Origin of the sequence: Rouxiella chamberiensis (assembly GCF_026967475.1) — a bacterium.
Classification (GTDB): Bacteria; Pseudomonadota; Gammaproteobacteria; order Enterobacterales; family Enterobacteriaceae; genus Rouxiella; species Rouxiella chamberiensis.
Window position 1 is genome coordinate 3,366,800 of the sequence record NZ_CP114058.1, and the last position, 18,578, is coordinate 3,385,377.

The 18,578-nt window shown below is 54.0% G+C and carries 16 protein-coding genes, 2 pseudogenes and 1 riboswitch; of the genes and pseudogenes, 7 read left to right on the top strand and 11 right to left on the bottom strand.

Annotated elements, in window-relative coordinates:
• Window positions 1–37: 37 nt before the first annotated feature.
• Window positions 38–1,447 (bottom strand): replicative DNA helicase, encoded by a 1,410-nt coding sequence (gene dnaB, locus O1V66_RS15610; protein ID WP_045048271.1) that lies wholly within the window; start codon window positions 1,445–1,447, stop codon window positions 38–40.
• Between the two features lie 205 nt (window positions 1,448–1,652).
• Here dnaB and O1V66_RS15615 point away from each other — a divergent pair, with 205 nt between their 5' ends.
• Window positions 1,653–2,642, top strand: coding sequence for a quinone oxidoreductase (locus tag O1V66_RS15615; protein ID WP_269127900.1), 990 nt, complete (start codon window positions 1,653–1,655; stop codon window positions 2,640–2,642).
• A 412-nt stretch (window positions 2,643–3,054) separates the two neighbouring features.
• Here O1V66_RS15615 and pspG read toward each other — a convergent pair whose 3' ends face one another.
• Both pspG and dusA read right to left on the bottom strand, forming a co-directional pair.
• Entirely contained in the window at window positions 3,055–3,291 is a 237-nt protein-coding gene (pspG, locus tag O1V66_RS15620) for an envelope stress response protein PspG (protein WP_045048269.1), read from the bottom strand.
• A 202-nt stretch (window positions 3,292–3,493) separates the two neighbouring features.
• Window positions 3,494–4,483, bottom strand: a pseudogene (dusA, locus tag O1V66_RS15625) (tRNA dihydrouridine(20/20a) synthase DusA); the annotation flags it as partial.
• A gap of 320 nt (window positions 4,484–4,803) precedes the next feature.
• Here dusA and O1V66_RS15630 point away from each other — a divergent pair.
• From O1V66_RS15630 to O1V66_RS15645, 4 genes and pseudogenes are all read left to right on the top strand, one after another.
• Window positions 4,804–5,007 (top strand): hypothetical protein, encoded by a 204-nt coding sequence (locus tag O1V66_RS15630; protein WP_045048267.1) that lies wholly within the window; start codon window positions 4,804–4,806, stop codon window positions 5,005–5,007.
• Between the two features lie 26 nt (window positions 5,008–5,033).
• On the top strand, window positions 5,034–5,234 hold the full coding sequence (locus O1V66_RS15635) for a hypothetical protein (RefSeq protein ID WP_045048266.1): 201 nt from the start codon (window positions 5,034–5,036) through the stop codon (window positions 5,232–5,234).
• A gap of 113 nt (window positions 5,235–5,347) precedes the next feature.
• Window positions 5,348–5,858: pseudogene (zur, locus tag O1V66_RS15640) on the top strand (zinc uptake transcriptional repressor Zur).
• A gap of 58 nt (window positions 5,859–5,916) precedes the next feature.
• A complete protein-coding gene (locus O1V66_RS15645; RefSeq protein WP_045048265.1) occupies window positions 5,917–6,336 on the top strand; it encodes a GFA family protein in 420 nt (139 codons plus the stop codon).
• Between the two features lie 134 nt (window positions 6,337–6,470).
• On the opposite strand, the gene O1V66_RS15650 is transcribed toward O1V66_RS15645, so the two are convergent.
• The 4 genes from O1V66_RS15650 to O1V66_RS15665 form a co-directional block, all read right to left on the bottom strand.
• Window positions 6,471–6,680 (bottom strand): CsbD family protein, encoded by a 210-nt coding sequence (locus O1V66_RS15650; RefSeq protein WP_045048264.1) that lies wholly within the window; start codon window positions 6,678–6,680, stop codon window positions 6,471–6,473.
• A 134-nt stretch (window positions 6,681–6,814) separates the two neighbouring features.
• Window positions 6,815–8,155 (bottom strand): MATE family efflux transporter DinF, encoded by a 1,341-nt coding sequence (gene dinF / locus O1V66_RS15655; protein ID WP_045048263.1) that lies wholly within the window; start codon window positions 8,153–8,155, stop codon window positions 6,815–6,817.
• A 157-nt stretch (window positions 8,156–8,312) separates the two neighbouring features.
• Window positions 8,313–8,921, bottom strand: a complete 609-nt coding sequence (gene lexA / locus O1V66_RS15660) for a transcriptional repressor LexA (RefSeq protein ID WP_045048262.1) — start codon at window positions 8,919–8,921, stop codon at window positions 8,313–8,315.
• Between the two features lie 107 nt (window positions 8,922–9,028).
• On the bottom strand, window positions 9,029–9,397 hold the full coding sequence (locus O1V66_RS15665) for a diacylglycerol kinase (RefSeq protein WP_045048261.1): 369 nt from the start codon (window positions 9,395–9,397) through the stop codon (window positions 9,029–9,031).
• Window positions 9,398–9,523: 126 nt separating this feature from the next.
• Between O1V66_RS15665 and plsB the strand changes: the two genes are divergently transcribed.
• Window positions 9,524–12,004: a glycerol-3-phosphate 1-O-acyltransferase PlsB gene (plsB, locus tag O1V66_RS15670; RefSeq protein WP_269127901.1), complete on the top strand. Its 2,481-nt coding sequence runs from the start codon at window positions 9,524–9,526 to the stop codon at window positions 12,002–12,004.
• A gap of 79 nt (window positions 12,005–12,083) precedes the next feature.
• Here the strand turns inward: plsB and ubiA are convergent, their stop codons facing one another.
• From ubiA to psiE, 3 genes are all read right to left on the bottom strand, one after another.
• A complete protein-coding gene (gene ubiA, locus O1V66_RS15675; RefSeq protein WP_045048259.1) occupies window positions 12,084–12,953 on the bottom strand; it encodes a 4-hydroxybenzoate octaprenyltransferase in 870 nt (289 codons plus the stop codon).
• 32 nt (window positions 12,954–12,985) lie between these two features.
• Window positions 12,986–13,516: a chorismate lyase gene (ubiC, locus tag O1V66_RS15680; RefSeq protein ID WP_045048258.1), complete on the bottom strand. Its 531-nt coding sequence runs from the start codon at window positions 13,514–13,516 to the stop codon at window positions 12,986–12,988.
• 100 nt (window positions 13,517–13,616) lie between these two features.
• Window positions 13,617–14,024 (bottom strand): phosphate-starvation-inducible protein PsiE, encoded by a 408-nt coding sequence (psiE, locus tag O1V66_RS15685; protein ID WP_045048257.1) that lies wholly within the window; start codon window positions 14,022–14,024, stop codon window positions 13,617–13,619.
• Window positions 14,025–14,200: 176 nt separating this feature from the next.
• Here psiE and O1V66_RS15690 point away from each other — a divergent pair, with 176 nt between their 5' ends.
• Window positions 14,201–16,351 carry a hypothetical protein gene (locus O1V66_RS15690; protein WP_045048256.1) on the top strand — a complete coding sequence of 717 codons (2,151 nt, stop codon included), beginning with the start codon at window positions 14,201–14,203 and terminating at the stop codon, window positions 16,349–16,351.
• Between the two features lie 43 nt (window positions 16,352–16,394).
• Here O1V66_RS15690 and pgi read toward each other — a convergent pair whose 3' ends face one another.
• The gene (gene pgi / locus O1V66_RS15695) at window positions 16,395–18,041 is read right to left on the bottom strand and encodes a glucose-6-phosphate isomerase (RefSeq protein WP_045048255.1); all 1,647 of its coding nucleotides are present in this window, start codon (window positions 18,039–18,041) and stop codon (window positions 16,395–16,397) included.
• Window positions 18,042–18,313: 272 nt separating this feature from the next.
• Window positions 18,314–18,504, top strand: a riboswitch (Lysine riboswitch).
• Window positions 18,505–18,578: the final 74 nt, after the last annotated feature.

Consider the following 18,578-nt stretch of genomic DNA (forward strand, 5'->3'; position numbering starts at 1 on the left):
GCTTCCCGCAAGCAGGCCCACTCGACTTGACCCAGAATTAATCTTCGTCATATTGCGGGCCGCCATAGTTATCAAACCGCGACCATTGTCCGTTAAAGGTCAGGCGCACTGTACCGATAGGGCCGTTACGCTGTTTGCCGAGAATGATCTGCGCGATGCCCTTTTCTTCGCTATTGTCGTGATAAACCTCGTCACGATAGATAAACATAATCAAGTCGGCATCCTGCTCGATGGAGCCGGACTCACGCAAGTCGGAGTTGACCGGGCGTTTATCGGCGCGCTGCTCAAGGCTTCGGTTTAGCTGCGAAAGGGCCACGACCGGCACCTGCAACTCTTTCGCCAGCGCCTTGAGCGAGCGGGAAATCTCGGCGATTTCAAGGGTACGGTTATCAGACAGCGAAGGTACGCGCATCAATTGCAAATAGTCGATCATTATCATGCTCAGACCGCCGTGCTCACGGAAAATACGGCGTGCGCGCGAACGCACTTCCGTGGGCGTCAGGCCCGAGGAGTCATCGATATACATATTGCGTTTTTCGAGCAGGATCCCCATCGTGCTGGAGATGCGCGCCCAGTCCTCGTCGTCCAGTTGACCGGTACGAATTCGTGTCTGGTCAACGCGCGACAGTGAAGCCAGCATACGCATCATCAGCTGGTCGCCGGGCATTTCGAGGCTAAAGATAAGCACCGGTTTTTCCTGCATCATCGCGGCGTTTTCGCACAGGTTCATGGCGAAGGTCGTTTTACCCATCGATGGACGGGCGGCGACGATAATCAGGTCGGATTTCTGGAGTCCGGCGGTTTTTTTGTCGAGATCGCTGTAGCCGGTCGACACGCCCGTTACGCCGTCGTGCGGACGCTGGAACAACTCTTCGATGCGCGCTACGGTGCTCTCAAGAATGCGGTCTACACTTTTCGGCCCTTCATCCTTGTTGGCGCGGCTTTCGGCAATCTGGAATACCCGCGATTCGGCCAAATCGAGCAGGTCTTCACTGCTGCGGCCCTGCGGATCGTATCCGGCATCGGCGATTTCATTGGCGACAGAGATCATCTCGCGTACCACGGCGCGCTCGCGCACGATGTCGGCGTAGGCCCCGATATTGGCGGCGCTCGGGGTATTTTTGGACAGTTCGGCCAGATAGGCAAAGCCGCCGACGGAATCCAGATCGCCCTTTTGTTCCAGCGATTCGGAAAGGGTAATCAGGTCGATAGGCTTGCTCATTTCCAGCAAACGCTGCATCTCGGTGAAAATCAGACGATGCGGACGGCTGAAGAAGTCATTGCTCACCACGCGCTCGGCGACGTTGTCCCAGCGTTCGTTATCCAGCATTAATCCACCCAGCACGGACTGCTCAGCCTCTATGGAGTGTGGCGGGAGCTTGAGCCCTTCCATCTGACGATCGCGGGGTTCGTGCGTTTTATTGGTTGGTTTATTGTTTCCGGCCATTGATAAATGCTTTCCTACTCTGAATAACGGGCGTGGCGACGTCGGCCTGAGGGTCAGGACCGCCGTGAATAACGCCTCAGTATACCGAATTATAATTCCTTATGATGCCTCATTTCTAAACGGTATTAGCAGCAGCACACCGTGTGTGGATCGCCCGGATTAATTAGCGTAGGGTAAAAATCAGACATAAATGCGAGGAAAAATAATGGCTAAGCGAATTCAATTCAGCGCTACCGGCGCGCCCGAAGTTTTGGAGTATGTTGATTTTGACCCTAAAGATCCTGCAGCTGACGAAGTGCAGGTCGAGAACCGCGCGATTGGTATCAACTACATTGATACCTACGTGCGCAGCGGATTGTATGCACCGGCCTCCCTGCCTTCTGGGCTTGGAACCGAGGCTTCGGGCGTCGTCAAGCAGGTCGGCGCTAACGTACGCCACATCAAGGTCGGCGATCGCGTGGTCTATGCGCAGTCTTCGCTCGGAGCCTATAGCGAAGTGCATAATGTGCCGGCTTACAGAGTGGCCGTGCTGCCCGAAGGCGTCAGTTTCGAACAGGCCGCGGCCTCTTTTCTGAAAGGGTTGACCGTAGAATATCTGTTCCGCCAAACCTACAAGGTTAAAGCCGGGGAAACGATTCTGTTCCAGGCCGCGGCGGGCGGTGTAGGCCTTATCGCCTGTCAGTGGGCAAAAGCGCTGGGCGTAAAATTGATAGGTACCGTGGGTTCCGAAGAAAAAGCCAAACTTGCGAAAGAAGCCGGTGCCTGGGCAACAATCAATTATCAGACGGAAGACGTCGCCGCGCGCGTGGCGGAATTGACTCAGGGCGAAAAAGTTTCTGTCGTTTATGACTCGGTGGGGCAAAGTACCTGGCTTGCCTCACTCGACAGCCTGAAACGTCACGGTTTGCTGGTCAGTTTCGGTAATGCGTCCGGGCCGGTCACCGGCGTGAATCTCGGGATTCTGAACCAGAAAGGGTCGCTGTTTGTCACCCGCCCTTCCCTTAATAATTACGTCACCAATCAGGAAGAACCGACTCACGCCAGTCAGGAACTCTTTTCGCTGATTGCCAGTGGCGCTATCAAGGTGGATGTAAAAGAGTCGCAGAAGTTCCCGCTCTCCGAGGCGCGTAGAGCGCACGAGACACTGGAAAGCCGCGCCACATCTGGCTCCAGCTTGTTGATTCCAGGAAAGTAACTTTTTTAAGCACCGGTAGATGCAAAGAGGGCTCCGATTAAGGAGCCCTCTTATGCTGTTCGCACTCAATAAGATTGAGGTAGAACGGTACCGCCTGTAGGTTACTGCAAGGTAAATCCGGGGACGATGTTGCTTGAGCAACTATTTTAGGCCTCACCGGACTGGATGAATAAGGTTCGTCAATCGCACGGCGTCAAAAACGGCACGTCGGCAACGAGAAATTCATCCTAGCAGCGACCTATGTTAAAAAGTATGATTAATTTGCTTTAAAAGCATTTAATGGCTCAACCTGTGATCGAGTCCACATAAGTAAAAGCTATGACGGGCACATTACATGATGTCTCGCGGCCAGGGTCAAAATAATGGTCCGAATTAACAGCCGCTTATAAATCACCCATCCGTTTTGCCGCGATTACGGCAGACGTCTGCGTTTATAGCGCGGCTTCCCGGGCTGTTTGTAGGCGCGATAGATCCACACGACGGCGACGGCCAGCAGCAGCCACGGCAACATTTTTATAACAACCGTAAACAGTCCCCCCACCATCATCAATGCGAATCCCACAACCATTGCCGCAATCATTCCAATCAATGAAATGCCGGTCATCAGCAGCATAAAGAAAAAACCTAAAACAAATAAAACTTCGGCCATGAGAGAGCTCCTGTACAGATAGGCACGCGCGAGGCCCAATAAGGCGTCGTCATGCAAAAATCACTACAGTAGTTATATCAAGAAACGTGCCAGATAATTTATTACTTAATTTATTGATTTAAAAGGCAATAAAAAACCCGCCTTGATGGCGGGCTTTGAAATGTGGTCAACAAGACGAACTATTGGCGAATCTTGAACAGAATTAAACGCCGCTGGTCGCCATTTGCGGGCGAGTCACCATGGATAGCGCCTGCTCGACCACCTCGATACCCGCGCCCGGTTTGTGCGCATTTTCGCTAAGGTGACGACGCCACTGACGCGCGCCCGGAATACCCTGAAAAATGCCCAGAATATGACGGGTAATGTGCCCCAGATAGGTGCCTTTCGTTAACTCGGCCTCAATGTAAGGATACAGAGAACGAATGACGTCAGGCCCGGTCAACGCTGGCGCTTCACTGCCAAACAGTTCGCGGTCGACATCCAGCAAAATGGAAGGATTTTGATAGGCTTCGCGCCCCATCATTACGCCGTCCATATGCTGCAAATGCTGCGCGGCTTCTTCCAGTGTCTTGATGCCGCCGTTAATCGCCATCGTTAAATGCGGAAAATCGCGCTTGAGCTGATAAACGCGCGGATAGTCCAGCGGCGGCACTTCACGGTTTTCTTTCGGACTTAACCCAGAAAGCCAGGCTTTTCGCGCATGGATGATAAAGGTCTCGCACTCGCCGTGGCCCGACACCTGCTGCACGAAGTCGCAGAGGAATTCGTAGCTGTCGAGTTCATCAATGCCGATACGGGTTTTGACGGTCACCGGAATAGACACCACGTCGCGCATCGCCTTGATGCAATCTGCTACCAGTGATGCCTGCGCCATGAGACAGGCTCCGAACATGCCGTTCTGCACGCGGTCGGAAGGACAGCCAACGTTAAGATTGATTTCGTCATAGCCGCGCGCCTCGGCAAGTTTGGCGCAGGTTGCCAAATCTTGAGGATTGCTGCCACCCAGCTGCAGCGCAACCGGATGCTCTTCTTCGCCAAACGCCAGATAATCGCCTTTGCCATGAATGATTGCGCCAGTCGTGACCATTTCGGTATAGAGCAGCGCTTCACGGCTCATCATGCGATGAAAATGACGGCAATGACGGTCGGTCCAGTCCAGCATCGGCGCAATGGAAAAGCGCTGGGCGCTGAATTCACGGGGGTTTGGATTTCTTTATTTTCGAGCATTTTTATCAAGTTAGGCTGTTTAATGCGTTCTCCGTGCGCGATACCTGCTGATTATTATTGCGGGCAAAGGGGACGGGAACTGGCTGAAGTATGGCCTATTGTAACATAGTCGCGCCGTGTCATGCTGGCATCGCGCAAGGCGCCTTGATGAAAACAAAGGAATGATTCCACCTAATTACCCCGCTGCTGCGCACCCATACTCTTAGCGGACACCCGTCATTTGCGTCATACCGTCTTCCTCTCTATTTCGTCCCGGCGCAGCAAGCCGGACAAAGAGAACACGCCATGAAAGATCCTGATGAATATATCCTTACCCGCTATACCGATTGTGACTATTTTACCGCAGGAAAATTTTATCCGGTGTGGGCAAAGTTCGGCTTTATTTGTCGAATCATCGATGACGACGGTATTCCCAAGCTGGTCGTCGCCCCCGGCCACGGCGTTTGCGCGCATCTCGGCACGGAAGGCGAATGGCAGCACGTCAAATAGTGCAACTCTGGAAATAAAGGCAATTTATGACGGCATTTGAAGAGTATATGAATGAGATCATGCCCGAAAATCAGGGAGTGACCCTGCGTCGGCGTCAACTGTACGCCATCCCGAGAATTCGCCATGCGAAAGAGGATTTTGAGGCGGGTTATCAATATGGTTATGAGAAAGCGTTATCCACAATTAACAAGTCTGCGGGCTGCGCGGGCGAGCCGGGTGCTCGATAATCCTCGGCTTGCAGGAAATGAAATGAACGGGTCATTGGGTATTGCGGCGTAGCCCTCGGAGAATGTCAGGAAGCATGGTAAAATCGGGGTTCTATTTATGCAGAGACGTCGCGATGAACTCAACCACTACGGAAAATATCCTCACTCAAGCTGAGCATTTGTGTCAGCAACGTAGCGTTCGGCTTACCCCGCAGCGGCTTGAAGTGTTGCGTCTGATGACGGAACAACCGGGCGCCATCAGCGCCTATGACCTACTCGATCTCCTGCGCAAAACAGAGCCTCAGGCTAAACCGCCAACGGTTTACCGCGCGCTCGACTTTCTGCTGGAGCAGGGGTTTATTCATCGCGTGGAGTCGGCCAACAGTTACGTGGTGTGTCACCATTTTGAAGAGCCGAGTCATACCTCTGCGCTGTATATCTGCGATCGCTGCGGTCTGGTCACCGAGAAAACCACAGACGGCATTGAAGAACCGCCTGGCCAAGCTTGCGAAAGAGTCAGGCTTCGTCCTGCGCCATTCCGTTGTCGAAGCACATGGCCTATGTGCAGAATGTTCGGTTATCGAGTCTTGCGAAAGTCAGGAACATTGCGGACACGATCATAGCATTGCGGTAAAAAAACGTTAAAGACACGCGCGATTGACGGGAGGTGCTAGACTTTCGGGAAACTGATTGCGAGGCACTTATGGAAAACCAACATCATGCCAGTTGTCACTGTGGCGCGGTAAAATTTACCGTAAAACTCACCGACGGCTTTACGACGGCCAGACGCTGCGATTGTTCTTATTGCAGAATGCGCGGAGCCGTCGTGGTTTCCGCCAATCTTGACGACATCACTATTTTGCAGGGTGAAGACAAACTCACCGAATACCAGTTTCATACCAAAACGGCCAGACACTTTTTCTGCTCGGTCTGCGGCATTTATACCCATCATCAACGCCGTTCCAATCCTTCTCAATACGGGGTGAATGTTGCTTGCATTGAAAACCTTTCGCCGTTCGACTTCCCTGATGTTCCCGTCATGATAGGCACCCAGCATCCGAGCGACAGCAATACCCAGTCGGAAATTGCAGGGCATTTGCTCTTTGTACCTGGCGATAAATAGTTTGGTTACGGGAAATTCGGGAAGAGACCATTAAGCTGAGTGGGTAGGTACATCCTTGTACCCTGCGTCCTGAAAAGCACCTTGGGTAGGAGCAGCTTTTAAATTTCAGGACGCAGCATTCGAGAAACTATCGACTACCAATGATACTTGTTGTCGGTTTCCCAAGACTTGAGTTCTTTTTCGGCTTCGTCTTTCTGGTATCCATAACGTTCCTGGATTTTACCGACGAGCTGGTCACGTTTCCCTTCAACGACTGTCAGATCGTCGTCGGTCAACTTGCCCCATTTTTCTTTAACTTTACCTTTAAACTGTTTCCAATTACCGTCTGCTTGATCCTTATTCATAATCAACTCTCCTGTTTAGCTCTGGTTTTGTGGCATTTGCTTAATGCCTTTCAACAGTTCTAATTGTAGTAGAGAGTTTCGAAAATGCAGGGATATTGGGTCAATCTGCTAATAACTAGGAATAATCCAAGGATTTAAAACCAGGTGTCGTGTTGCCAGTGTCGACGCCATATCCAACCCAGCGCCAGACCCCGTACGGCCAGAAACACCGTCACCGCCAACCAGAGCGCGTGATTGCCGAGTACAGGTAATGACAGCAGCGCCAGCGCATAGCCGCCGGCCGCAATCGCCATACTGTTGCGCATCTCCCTGCCCCGCGTCGCGCCGATGAACATGCCGTCCAGCAGATAACACCAGACACCCGCCAGCGGTAACACGACCTGCCATCCGAGATAGCGGTCAGCCAGTTCACGCAGTTCCGGCAAAGACGTCAGAAGGTTGACGATGTGCTCTCCGGCCACGGCATACACCAGGGCGAACGCCAGCGCGACGAGACCGGCCTGCCGACAGGCCGCGTGCCAGAATTGAAGCAGTCGAACTTTATCCTTCGCGCCAAAGGCCTGCCCGGAATGCGCCTCGACGGCATAGGCAAAGCCGTCCAGCGCAAAGGTGGTGAAGGTCAGCAGATTCATCAGAACCGCATTGACCGCGATAGTCTGGCTGCCCAGTCGTGCTCCGATAATGGTCAACGACGCAAAACACAGCTGAACCATCAAGGAACGCAGCATGATGTCGCGGTTAAGCGCGATCAGTTTGCGCAGATTGCCCTGCCAGGACCGCTTCAGAAGCGGCCAGTCTATGCCGTACCTTTTCATGACAATCGAGACCAGCCAGAGGCCGAGCGCAAGCGTGGCGAATTCGGAACAGACGGTCGCAATCGCCGCCCCTTTGACATTCCAGCCGAGTCCGACCACCAGCCAAAGATCAAGGACTACGTTAATCAGATTCCCGACGATAAGCATGATAACCGGTGCGCGCACATATTGAATGCCGAGCAGCCAGCCGAGTATCACCATGTTGGCCAATGAAGCCGGTGCGCTGTACCAGCGAATCGAGAGAAAAATCTGTGCCTGCTGCAACACGGCCTGACTGCCGCCCACAATCTGCAAGGCCAGAGTAATCAGCGGCTGACGCAACAAGAAGATAAGCGCACCGGCTATCAGCGCCAGCAGGAAAGGCTGTACGAAGGCGCGGGCCAGCAGAACGTTGTCTCGTGCGCCAAGCGCCTGCGCGGTGAGTCCGGTCGTGCTCATGCGCAGAAACAGCAGCAGCATAAACAGAAAACTGGTGACCATCGCGCCAATGGCGACACCGCCGAGATAGTCGGGGCTGTCGAGATGGCCAATAACGGCAGTGTCGACCAGACCCAGCAACGGCACGGTAATGTTGGAGAAGATCATTGGCAGAGCCAGCAACCACAGTGCTTTGTCGGTCGGGCTAAAGAAGGTTTTTCCAAGGGCAGCGAGTGCAGACATGAAAGATGGCGCTCATCAAAAAGATATCGGCCCATTTAAAGGCAAATATATTAACGCAAGGCGGAAAAAGGACGCAGCATGACGACGCTAAAAGGTCGTCATACGCGCATTCTGCACAGTGGGGCAAGTACAGAATTGAATTCGGAGGACTATAGGATTAGGACCAGTCGCCGTTGCGAATAACGCCTACTGCCAATCCTTCAATGCTGAAACTCTGTTCGCGCAGATCAACCACGATAGGGTCGAAATCGTTGTTTTCAGGAAGCAACTGAATAATGTTGCCCTGTTTTTTCAGGCGCTTGACGGTAACTTCGTCGTCGATGCGTGCCACCACAACCTGACCATTACGGGCATCCTGGGTTTTATGCACGGCCAGCAGATCGCCGTCGAGAATACCGATATCACGCATCGACATACCGCTTACGCGCAGCAGGAAGTCGGCGTTGGGTTTGAACATGGCCGGATCGACCTGATAATGTGCCTCGATGTGCTGGGTAGCAAGCAGCGGTTCACCGGCGGCAACGCGGCCAATCAACGGCAGACCGTCTTCTTCTTCCATCAGCAGGCGAATACCGCGAGACGCACCGGAAACAATCTCGATGACGTTTTTACGGGCAAGGGCTTTCAAATGCTCTTCGGCCGCGTTGGGAGAACGGAACCCGAGACGTGTGGCAATTTCTGCACGCGTTGGCGGCATACCGGTGGTGGCGATATGATCGCGAATAAGGTCATAGACCTCTTGTTGTCTAGCTGTAAGTGCTTTCATTCCGCCCCCTGTTTGTTTATACAGTCTAGCTGTGAGTATATACAGGTAAAGGTGGAATGAAAACCAGAGAGTACACAAAAAACAGACATTAAGCGGCTTTTAAATATTCAGCGCCAGTGCGGCACAAGGATTGCCAGCCAGGTAAAAACGGCAAACAGAATCGCGATAAGCACGGCCGCCGATCCCATATCTTTGGCCCGACCGGAAAGCGGATGAAATTCGGGTCCGATTCGGTCGATTGCCGCTTCGATGGCACTGTTCAGCAATTCCACCACCAGCACCATAATCAGTGATCCCACCATTAAAATCCGTTCGATGCTGCTCACATCCAGGTAAAATGCCAGTAAGATGGCAGGAACGACGACGACGGCTTCCTGACGAAATGCGGCTTCGTTCTTCCAGGCTGACGTCAGGCCCTTGAGGGAATATCCGGCAGCCTTGTAAATACGGGTGAGTCCTGTGACCTGATTTGCCATAATATTTTATGTCTTAAGGTGATTTTCAGGCATTTTAGCCTGAATCCGTTATCCTATCACCACAGATCTCATACCTGCTTTCTGGTATCCTTGCCGCGAATTGCTAACAAGAGGCTTCACGTTTTTATGTCAGGATGGCGTAGACTTTATTATACCTTGCTGAATTTACCGCTAAAAATGCTGGTAAGCAGCAAGGTCATTCCTACAGATCCGGTGACGGAGTTGCGTTTGGATCCCACGCGCCCGATTCTGTATGTTTTGCCTTACAACTCCAAGGCCGACCTTCTGACGCTGCGGGCCCAGTGCCTGGCGCAGAACCTGCCCGACCCGCTCATTCCGCTGGAAATCGACGGCGTGCACCTGCCAAGCCACGTTTTCATCGGTGAAGGGCCGCGCGTCTTCCCGTATTACCAGCCCCAGCAGGAGTCGGTAAAACTCTTCCACGACTATCTCGATCTGCATCGCAACAACCCGACGCTGGATATCCAGATGCTGCCGGTCTCCGTGATGTTTGGCCGTGCGCCCGGTCGTGAAGGTCAGGACACCCCGCAGCTTCGCGTGCTCAACGGCGTCCAGAAGTTCTTTGCGGTGCTCTGGCTCGGACGCGACAGCTTCGTGCGTTTCTCCAACACCGTTTCCCTTCGCGATATGGCAAGCCAGCACGGTACCGATAAAACCATCGCCCACAAACTGGCGCGCGTTGCCCGCATGCATTTCTCGCGTCAGCGTCACGCCGCCGTCGGCCCGCGTCTGCCCGTGCGTCAGGACTTGTTCAACAAGCTGCTGGCCTCCAAGGCCATAGAAAAAGCGGTTGAAGACGAAGCGCGTACCAAAAAGATCTCCTACGACAAGGCCCAGCAAAACGCGATTGCCCTGATGGAAGAGATTGCCGCCGACTTCAATTATGAAGCCGTGCGCCTGTCCGACCGCGTGCTGAGCTGGACCTGGAACCGTCTGTATAAAGGCATCAACGTCAACAACGCCGAGCGTGTGCGTCAATTGGCGCAAGATGGTCAGGAAATTGTCTATGTGCCCTGCCACCGCAGCCACATGGACTACCTGCTGCTTTCCTACGTGCTCTATCATCAGGGCCTGGTTCCTCCGCACATCGCGGCGGGCATCAACCTGAACTTCTGGCCGGCCGGACCTATCTTCCGTCGTCTGGGCGCGTTCTTTATCCGTCGTACCTTCAAGGGCAACAAACTCTACTCCACGGTATTTCGCGAATACCTGGGCGAGCTGTTCAGCCGGGGTTATTCGGTCGAATACTTTGTCGAGGGCGGACGCTCGCGTACCGGTCGACTGCTCGAGCCGAAAACCGGCACGCTGTCGATGACGATTCAGGCGATGCTGCGCGGCGGTTCGCGTCCTATTACGCTGGTGCCTATCTATATCGGTTACGAGCACGTAATGGAAGTCGGCACCTACGCCAAGGAGTTACGCGGCGCGACCAAAGAGAAAGAGAGTTTCATGCAGATGATCAACGGCTTGCGCAAGCTGCGCAATCTGGGTCAAGGCTACGTCAACTTTGGCGAACCGCTGCATCTCACGCCATACCTCAATCAGAATGTCCCGCAGTGGCGCGAGTCTATCGATCCTATCGAAGCCCATCGCCCAAGCTGGCTGACGCCGACCGTGCAGGACATCGCAGACACGATTATGGTGCGCATCAACAACTCGGCCGCGGCCAACGCCATGAACCTGTGTTCGACGGCGCTGCTGGCGTCGCGCCAACGCTCGCTGACCCGCGAACAGCTTGTCGAGCAGCTCGACTGCTATCTGCAACTTCTGCGCAACGTGCCTTACAACAAAGACTCCACGGTGCCGGAACACACGGCGGACAAGCTGCTGGATCACGCGCTGCACATGAACAAGTTCCAGGTCGAGAAGGACAATATTGGCGATATCATCATTCTGCCGCGCGAGCAGGCGGTGCTGATGACCTACTATCGCAACAATATTCATCACCTTCTGGTCATGCCTTCTCTTATCGCCAGCATCGTGATGCATCATGGTCAGGTCAGCAAGGCCGAACTATTGCGTCAGGTCGAGCTTATCTATCCGATGATGAAAGCCGAACTGTTTATGCATTACGACAAGGCGCAACTGCCTGAACTGCTTGATGTGCTGAGCAGCGAACTGGCGCGTCAGGCGCTGATTCAGATTGATGGCGAGAATCTGAAGCTCAATCCGCTGCGCAACCGTCCGTTGCAGCTGCTGGCGGCGGGCGTGCGCGAAACACTGCAACGCTATGCCATCACGCTGTCCCTGCTGAGCCATAATCCAAGCATCAGCCGCGGCGCGCTCGAAAAAGAGAGCCGTATCATGGCGCAGCGTCTGTCGGTACTGCACGGCATCAACGCGCCCGGGTTCTTCGACAAGGCCGTGTTTACCACGTTGGTCGGCACGCTGCGTAATGAAGGCTATATCAATGATATCGGTGATGCGATTCCGGAACATACCCGCGAGATTTACACCATTCTCAGCGACTTGATTACCCCGGATATCCGTCTGACGATTGAAAGCGCCGGCATGCCCTCCGAATTGCCTGTCGCAACCGAACCGCTGGCAGAGCCGAAGCTGGACGTTAGAGACACGGACCACTAACGACTGCCCGCTTCGCCCATAAAAAAACCCCGCCAATCGCAAGAGAGGCGGGGTTTTTCTTTTGAGGATGATGGCGCTGTCAGGCCAGGGAATAGCTGAGCAGAATGCCGATAAACATCACCATGCCGACATAGTTATTGTTGCGAAACGCCTGAAAACACTGCTCGCGCTGACGCGTCGCGGTGATTTTCTGCTGATGGACAAACAGACAGGCCGCCAGCAGCAGTGACCAGTAGAATGGCGCGCCCAGCTGACTCAATTGCCCGACGATCATCATGAGCACCAGCGTAGCCAGTTGCAGCAGGCCGATAATCAGGTTGTCGTAGCGACCAAACAGAATGGCGGTCGACTTCACGCCTATCTTGAGGTCGTCGTCTCTGTCCACCATGGCATACTGCGTGTCGTACGCTACGGTCCAGCAGAGATTGGCGATAAACAGCAGCCAGCAAGCAAGCGGCAAGGTTTCGCCTACCGCCATATATGCCATAGGAATCGCCCAGCCGAACGCGGCGCCCAGCACCACCTGCGGCAGATGACTGACGCGCTTCATGAACGGATAAACCCACGCCAGCGCCAGGCCGACCACAGACAACAGAATCGTCTTGCCGTTGAGCAGCAACACCAGCAGGAAAGAGGCCAGCACCAGTCCGCCAAACAGCATCTTGGCCTGTTTGCTGGTAATCGCGCCGCTTGGCAGCGGTCGACCGGCGGTGCGTTTCACATGGCCGTCGACCTTGCGGTCGGCATAATCATTGATAACGCAACCCGCCGCGCGCATGAAAAATACGCCCAGCACGAAGACTATCAATATTTTCAGCGGTGGCATTCCGCCGCTGGCCAGCCACAGCGCCCAGAGCGTCGGCCACATCAGCAGCAGTGAGCCGATCGGCTTGTCAATTCGCATCAGTCGACAATAATCGCGCCATTGTCCCCGTATTTCGGTGCCCATCAACGTGGTGTTCTCCCTTGAGGCTAAAAGTATCAGTCAGATTTTACATCTTGTGCCGCGCGGGGATAAACCGGCGAGGCGGGTAGAAATATCTCGGTCAGCAGCAACGGTTTGTCGGACAGGCGCAGGCGAGAACGTCGCGCCCAGTGTCCGGCCTGCTGGCCCAGATGAATATAGTCGCGGCTGAGATGATTGCCGCTGAACAGGTAGCGCCCGAGCGGCAGCGTGCCGAGGTCGACCAATGCCTGATCCGGTCCGGTCAGCGTTTCGAGAGGAATAACCGTTCGCCCGAGCAGCCAGGGTTCGTCGTCACCGCAAAGCACGATTTCGCGCAGCCAGTAACGCTCGCTTTCCGGCAGTTGCTCTGCCTCTTCGTCACTGAGTTCGGCGCGGGCAATAAAGCATTCGCGCTGCGGGATGACGCTGACCTTGCTGCAATGTTGCTCGAAGCGACGGGTCATCGACCCCATCTCCAGCAGCCAGTCGACTATCTCGGGCGGAACATCGGCGGTAAATTCGAACCAGCGAATAGCATCGGGAAAAGAGACATAAGACTCAGACATCAACACTCCGAGCAGGTAGAGAACTCTACCAAAAAAGGGATTCAGGCGGGCATTCTAGCGCAGATTCTCCCGGCGGTAATCCCGCCGGGGTCATCATTTATTATTCGCGTTTCAGGCGTTCGCCATTGGCGAGATACAGCGTGACCACCAGCACCAGAATGGCGGCGGTGTAGAGCAGCGTGTCGATCGGGCTTTTATGGTCGACGATGATAAAGCGGATAATCGCCGTAATGCCGATATAGACAAAATAGCGTAGCGGGAAGTGATAACCCGACGCAAAGTACTTGACTATCAAGGCGATAAATTCGAAGTACAGGAAGTAGATGACAATGCCTTCAATCAGCATATACGACGAAGACTCGTCATTGTTGACGAACAGGACAAGCGCGAGATGATAGGTTTCACGCCCTAAAAACAGCATCAGAATCGCTGCCAGTCCTAAAAGAAAAACGTTTAAAAGTCGCTGCATGACGACGGCGATCGCGGTCGCCCTTTTTGATCCTGCCATGTGATGTAGATCCCACTTAATTGTTGAATGGCAGCAGAATACCACAGCGTCTCGCCGACGAAAGTCGGTTGTGAAGCCCGCGCAACGTTTGCTTAATAATTGCACAGCGCGGATACTTGATTACGGCTACACGGTCTGTGAAAGATTTTTGCAGATCCTCCTCTCAAAGGATCCCGATGATAAATCGACGAGAGCTCCTCTCCGGTGTGGCAGGCGGTGTGGTTTCAGCAGGTTTGCTGACGGCGGCGGCGGCCAATCCCGCCAGCATCGTCAGCGTCAATAACGTTTCGGCATTGCGAAAACGCGCGGCCCCGGGCGATCGCCTTTGCGCCGTGGTGCTCGGCTACCATTTTGCCGGCGACGGCGGAGGCAAGCTGATGTACTGGGATGCCGCCAACGAGCAAACGGCCAATGACGGCACCGTTATCGCCTTGCCGGGCAGTCTGAAGGGCCGCTGGCTTTTATTGCACAACGGCACTCTCGATTTCCGTCAATTTGGCATCTTCAATGGCGAAAACGGAGCCGATGCCGCCCTTGATGCAATGGTCAACGACCCGCAAATTCACCGTATCGAAGCGCATACCGCCCTGAACTTCCGCTATCGCCATCAGTTTTCCCGTTCCGATATCACCCTCGATTTTGGCGGGCAAACGGTCACCACCTCCGGCCTCGACGCGCTCGAAAACATCAAAGACAACTACCTTTCCGCCATTCTGGCCTTTCGCGGCGAGGTTGAAGAAAAGGTTACCGTCAGCCCCCTGCTTCATCCCCTGCCGCTGCTCAGCGAAATCTACCCTGTCGAAGACAGCAGCCAGTTTCCGGTCGGGCAATGGTTTTGTCTCGAATCCGAAAAAATGGCCGGACACTGGCAGCGAAAGATTCAGCGGCTGGTGCAGGTCACAGCGCAGATAGACGCCACTCACGTGCGACTCAATTACCGCACCGGCTGGCCGCTTGAGGCCGGAAAATCTTTGCATTGGCGTAAAGTGACGCCGGTAAAAAACGTGCTGATCCAGAATATGCAGTTTATCGGCCAGGGCGAATTACCGGATACCAGTTCGCAACCTGTCACCTTTGAATACGCGATTTATTGCGATGTGTACCGCATTCATGCGCAGGGGACATTCTGGTCGGTGATTTTTCGCCGCTGGAACACCTTCTTTCGCACCGAACAGTGCTCTTTGAGCAATCCGCCGTCCGTTTCGTGGGGCGGCGCAGGATATCTCACCCAGCAAATCTATTGCCAATACGGACACATCGCCGACTGCACCACGTCCAATGCCCGTCATCTCAATGACTTGACCGCCAGCTCTTCGTGCGTGGTGCAAAACTGTCATAGTGACGGCGACAGCACAGGCGCGTTTGTCACGCACGGTCAATACGAGCATGACCTGCAGTTTATCGGCAATTCCGGCATCATTACGCTTGCCAATTCGGGCGTTGACTGGGGACAAACGGCCGCCAGAATCGCCATCAGCCAGCATGTCTGTTCCGTGCTGATTGCCAATACCTTCATCAGCGACCTGACCCTGACCGACGTGCATGTTTATCGCGACGTCTATCACGGCGGTCTCGGCATTTTGCGGCTGCACTGCGACGGGCTGACCGTCAGAAACTGTAGCGTCAATGGTGAACTCACCCTGATTCAGCATGAACAGCACAGCCCTAAAATGAATCTGTTCGATAACTGTGCCTTCACGCTGGATGCGCGCCATGATTCCACCATCAGCGATCTGGAGCTGGACGACCCCTATATCGACTCGCATCCGCTGCCTACGTCGCGTAATTCCTTTCAGGGCAACTCACGCCTGCATTTTTCCCATTGCACCTTTGAAGGCGAAACGGCAGACACCTCGCTGCTGGTCAACAATCACGAAAATTACTTTTCTGGCTGCAAAATCAATAATCTGGCGCTTGTTCTTTTAGGCGAGGTACCGCAGAAACTGGTGATTGACGGCGAAACGATGCTTACCGCCGAGGCTTCCTCGCTGGCGCGCATTTCACGGCGTGGCGTTCAGCCGGTGACCTGGCTTCTGGGGCCGCTGCGCAGCGAAGTCAACGCGGTCGACGCGCTTCATATCGAGATTGAGGGCGGGATTAACTACTATCAGGCGCGGCACGCCACCTTTGTAAACGGCAAACGCCGCCTGATGGCCGAGGCATTTTCTCTACCGTCGTATTTTATCGAGCAGGATAATCTGTTGCTGGCGGTGGAATCCGAGATGCCGTCCGAGGCGGAGGGAAATGGGGTAATCAACAATACGCAGATAGTGACATCAAAAACAGTGCTGCCGCCTACACCGAATCGGCAAGGCGGCAGTCATTAACGGTAATTGCCGAAGAGAAGGGATTTCTCCGGCAATAAACCGCTTAACGCCAGGCTTTGAAGCGGTTGATCAGACCATTGGTCGATGCATCGTGACCGCTAATCTCCTCACCGTTTTCCAGCTCCGGCAGAATGCGGTTAGCCAGTTGTTTACCCAGTTCCACACCCCATTGGTCGAAGGTGTAGATGTTCAGAATGGCACCCTGAGTAAAGATTTTATGCTCATACAGCGCAATCAACGCACCCAGACTGAACGGCGTGATTTCGCGCAGCAGGATGGAGTTGGTCGGACGGTTGCCTTCAAAGACCTTGAATGGCGCGACGTGCTTGACGTCTTCCGGCTTTTTACCTTGCGCGGCAAACTCTTCTTCAACGGTGTCGAGAGACTTGCCGAAAGCCAGGGCCTCGGTTTGCGCGAAGAAGTTGGACAGCAGCTTGGCGTGATGATCGCTAAGCGGGTTGTGGCTGATAGCCGGCGCAATAAAGTCGCACGGCACGATTTTGGTGCCCTGGTGAATCAGCTGGTAAAACGCGTGCTGACCGTTGGTGCCCGGCTCGCCCCAGATGATTGGGCCAGTCTGGTAATCTACCGGAGAACCGTTGCGGTCTACGTATTTCCCGTTGGATTCCATGTTGCCCTGCTGGAAATAAGCAGCGAAACGGTGCAGATACTGGTCGTAGGGCAGAATGGCTTCGGTTTCGGTGCCGAAGAAATCGTTATACCAGATACCAATCAGCGCCAGGATGACAGGCAGGTTTTTCTCCGCTGGCGTTTCGGCAAAGTGTTTGTCCATCGCGTGTGCGCCGCTCAGCAGTTGCTCGAAGTTCTCGAAACCGACCGAAAGCGCGATGGAAAGACCGATTGCCGACCACAGTGAGTAACGTCCGCCGACCCAGTCCCAGAACTCGAACATATTGTCGGTATCGATTCCAAACTCGGAGACGGCTTTGCCGTTGGTAGACAGCGCAGCGAAGTGCTTCGCGACGTGCTGCTCGTCACCGGCCGTTTTCAGGAACCAGTCGCGCGCGCTGTGGGCGTTGGTCATGGTTTCCTGCGTGGTGAAGGTTTTGGAGGCAACCAGGAACAGCGTGGTTTCCGGGTTCAGCGGTTTCAGCGTTTCGGCAATGTGCGTGCCGTCGACGTTGGAAACAAAATGCATGTTGAGGTGATTTTTATAAGGGCGCAGCGCCTCGGTCACCATGAAAGGCCCCAGATCCGAACCGCCGATACCGATGTTGACGACGTCGGTAATCGCCTTGCCGGTGTAACCCTTCCAGCTCCCGCCGATAACGCGCTCGGTGAAGCTCTTGATTTTGGCCAGTACCGCGTTGACTTCGGGCATGACGTCTTTGCCGTCGACCACAATAGGCGTGTTGCTGCGGTTACGCAGCGCAACGTGCAGCACGGCACGGTCTTCGGTGCGGTTTATCTTCTCACCGGAAAACATCGATTTGATGGCTTCCTGCAGCTCGGTCTCTTTTGCCAGCGCCTGCAGTTTGTCCAGGGTCTCTGTCGTGATGCGGTTTTTAGAATAGTCGACCAGAATTTGATCGTCGAAAGTAGCAGAGAACTTGGAAAAACGATCGCCATCTTCAGCAAACAGATGACTGATTTCTACATCTTTTACTTGTTCGAAATGCTGCTGCAGGGCTTGCCAGGCAGCGGTTTGAGTTGGATTGATATTTTTCATAGCAATGCTCTTAGGCTGAGAATGTAAGGTGATATCTTGACTATTATTTAGCGCAACTGCCTTGATTGTATCCGGTATTTTGGAAGATGAGATGCCTTTTCTTGCGTTTCTTGCAATAGGCAATAACTGTTGGCAAACCTGTCTGATAGTCAAATACCGCACTGAATAATAGATGACATTCCGTCAAAATGTGAGCGAGATGCCCTCAGACCGTTGACAGGAGGCGCAGAACCGGTAATTCTAGGCGCCTAACTTATACGCGTCCGCGCGTGTAGGCCAGAAGAGGCGCGTCGCCCAGGCAATGTATCGGAGGAACCGTATCCTGCGAGGGTGCATTATGGGGTGCGACGCCGAGGTCAGACACCCAACGGTTGGGAAAAGATCGACTACAGGGGCTGAATCCCCTGGGTTGTCACCGCTATAGCTCGATGAGCTATTGGCATGGTGGGGCGCTTCTGGGTGTACCGTAGCATTTCTACGCCTGCTCCCGTTTCCCGCTCTACCCTTGTGCCAAGGAATATGCAATTAAAAAGGCCG

Bases quoted from the DNA above. Each gene is read 5' to 3' on its own strand.
- dnaB (WP_045048271.1), bottom strand. From the start codon at position 1,447: ATGGCCGGAAACAATAAACCAACCAATAAAACGCACGAACCCCGCGAT.
- O1V66_RS15615 (WP_269127900.1), top strand. From the start codon at position 1,653: ATGGCTAAGCGAATTCAATTCAGCGCTACCGGCGCGCCCGAAGTTTTG.
- pspG (WP_045048269.1), bottom strand. From the start codon at position 3,291: ATGGCCGAAGTTTTATTTGTTTTAGGTTTTTTCTTTATGCTGCTGATG.
- O1V66_RS15630 (WP_045048267.1), top strand. From the start codon at position 4,804: ATGAAAGATCCTGATGAATATATCCTTACCCGCTATACCGATTGTGAC.
- O1V66_RS15635 (WP_045048266.1), top strand. From the start codon at position 5,034: ATGACGGCATTTGAAGAGTATATGAATGAGATCATGCCCGAAAATCAG.
- O1V66_RS15645 (WP_045048265.1), top strand. From the start codon at position 5,917: ATGGAAAACCAACATCATGCCAGTTGTCACTGTGGCGCGGTAAAATTT.
- O1V66_RS15650 (WP_045048264.1), bottom strand. From the start codon at position 6,680: ATGAATAAGGATCAAGCAGACGGTAATTGGAAACAGTTTAAAGGTAAA.
- dinF (WP_045048263.1), bottom strand. From the start codon at position 8,155: ATGTCTGCACTCGCTGCCCTTGGAAAAACCTTCTTTAGCCCGACCGAC.
- lexA (WP_045048262.1), bottom strand. From the start codon at position 8,921: ATGAAAGCACTTACAGCTAGACAACAAGAGGTCTATGACCTTATTCGC.
- O1V66_RS15665 (WP_045048261.1), bottom strand. From the start codon at position 9,397: ATGGCAAATCAGGTCACAGGACTCACCCGTATTTACAAGGCTGCCGGA.
- plsB (WP_269127901.1), top strand. From the start codon at position 9,524: ATGTCAGGATGGCGTAGACTTTATTATACCTTGCTGAATTTACCGCTA.
- ubiA (WP_045048259.1), bottom strand. From the start codon at position 12,953: ATGGGCACCGAAATACGGGGACAATGGCGCGATTATTGTCGACTGATG.
- ubiC (WP_045048258.1), bottom strand. From the start codon at position 13,516: ATGTCTGAGTCTTATGTCTCTTTTCCCGATGCTATTCGCTGGTTCGAA.
- psiE (WP_045048257.1), bottom strand. From the start codon at position 14,024: ATGGCAGGATCAAAAAGGGCGACCGCGATCGCCGTCGTCATGCAGCGA.
- O1V66_RS15690 (WP_045048256.1), top strand. From the start codon at position 14,201: ATGATAAATCGACGAGAGCTCCTCTCCGGTGTGGCAGGCGGTGTGGTT.
- pgi (WP_045048255.1), bottom strand. From the start codon at position 18,041: ATGAAAAATATCAATCCAACTCAAACCGCTGCCTGGCAAGCCCTGCAG.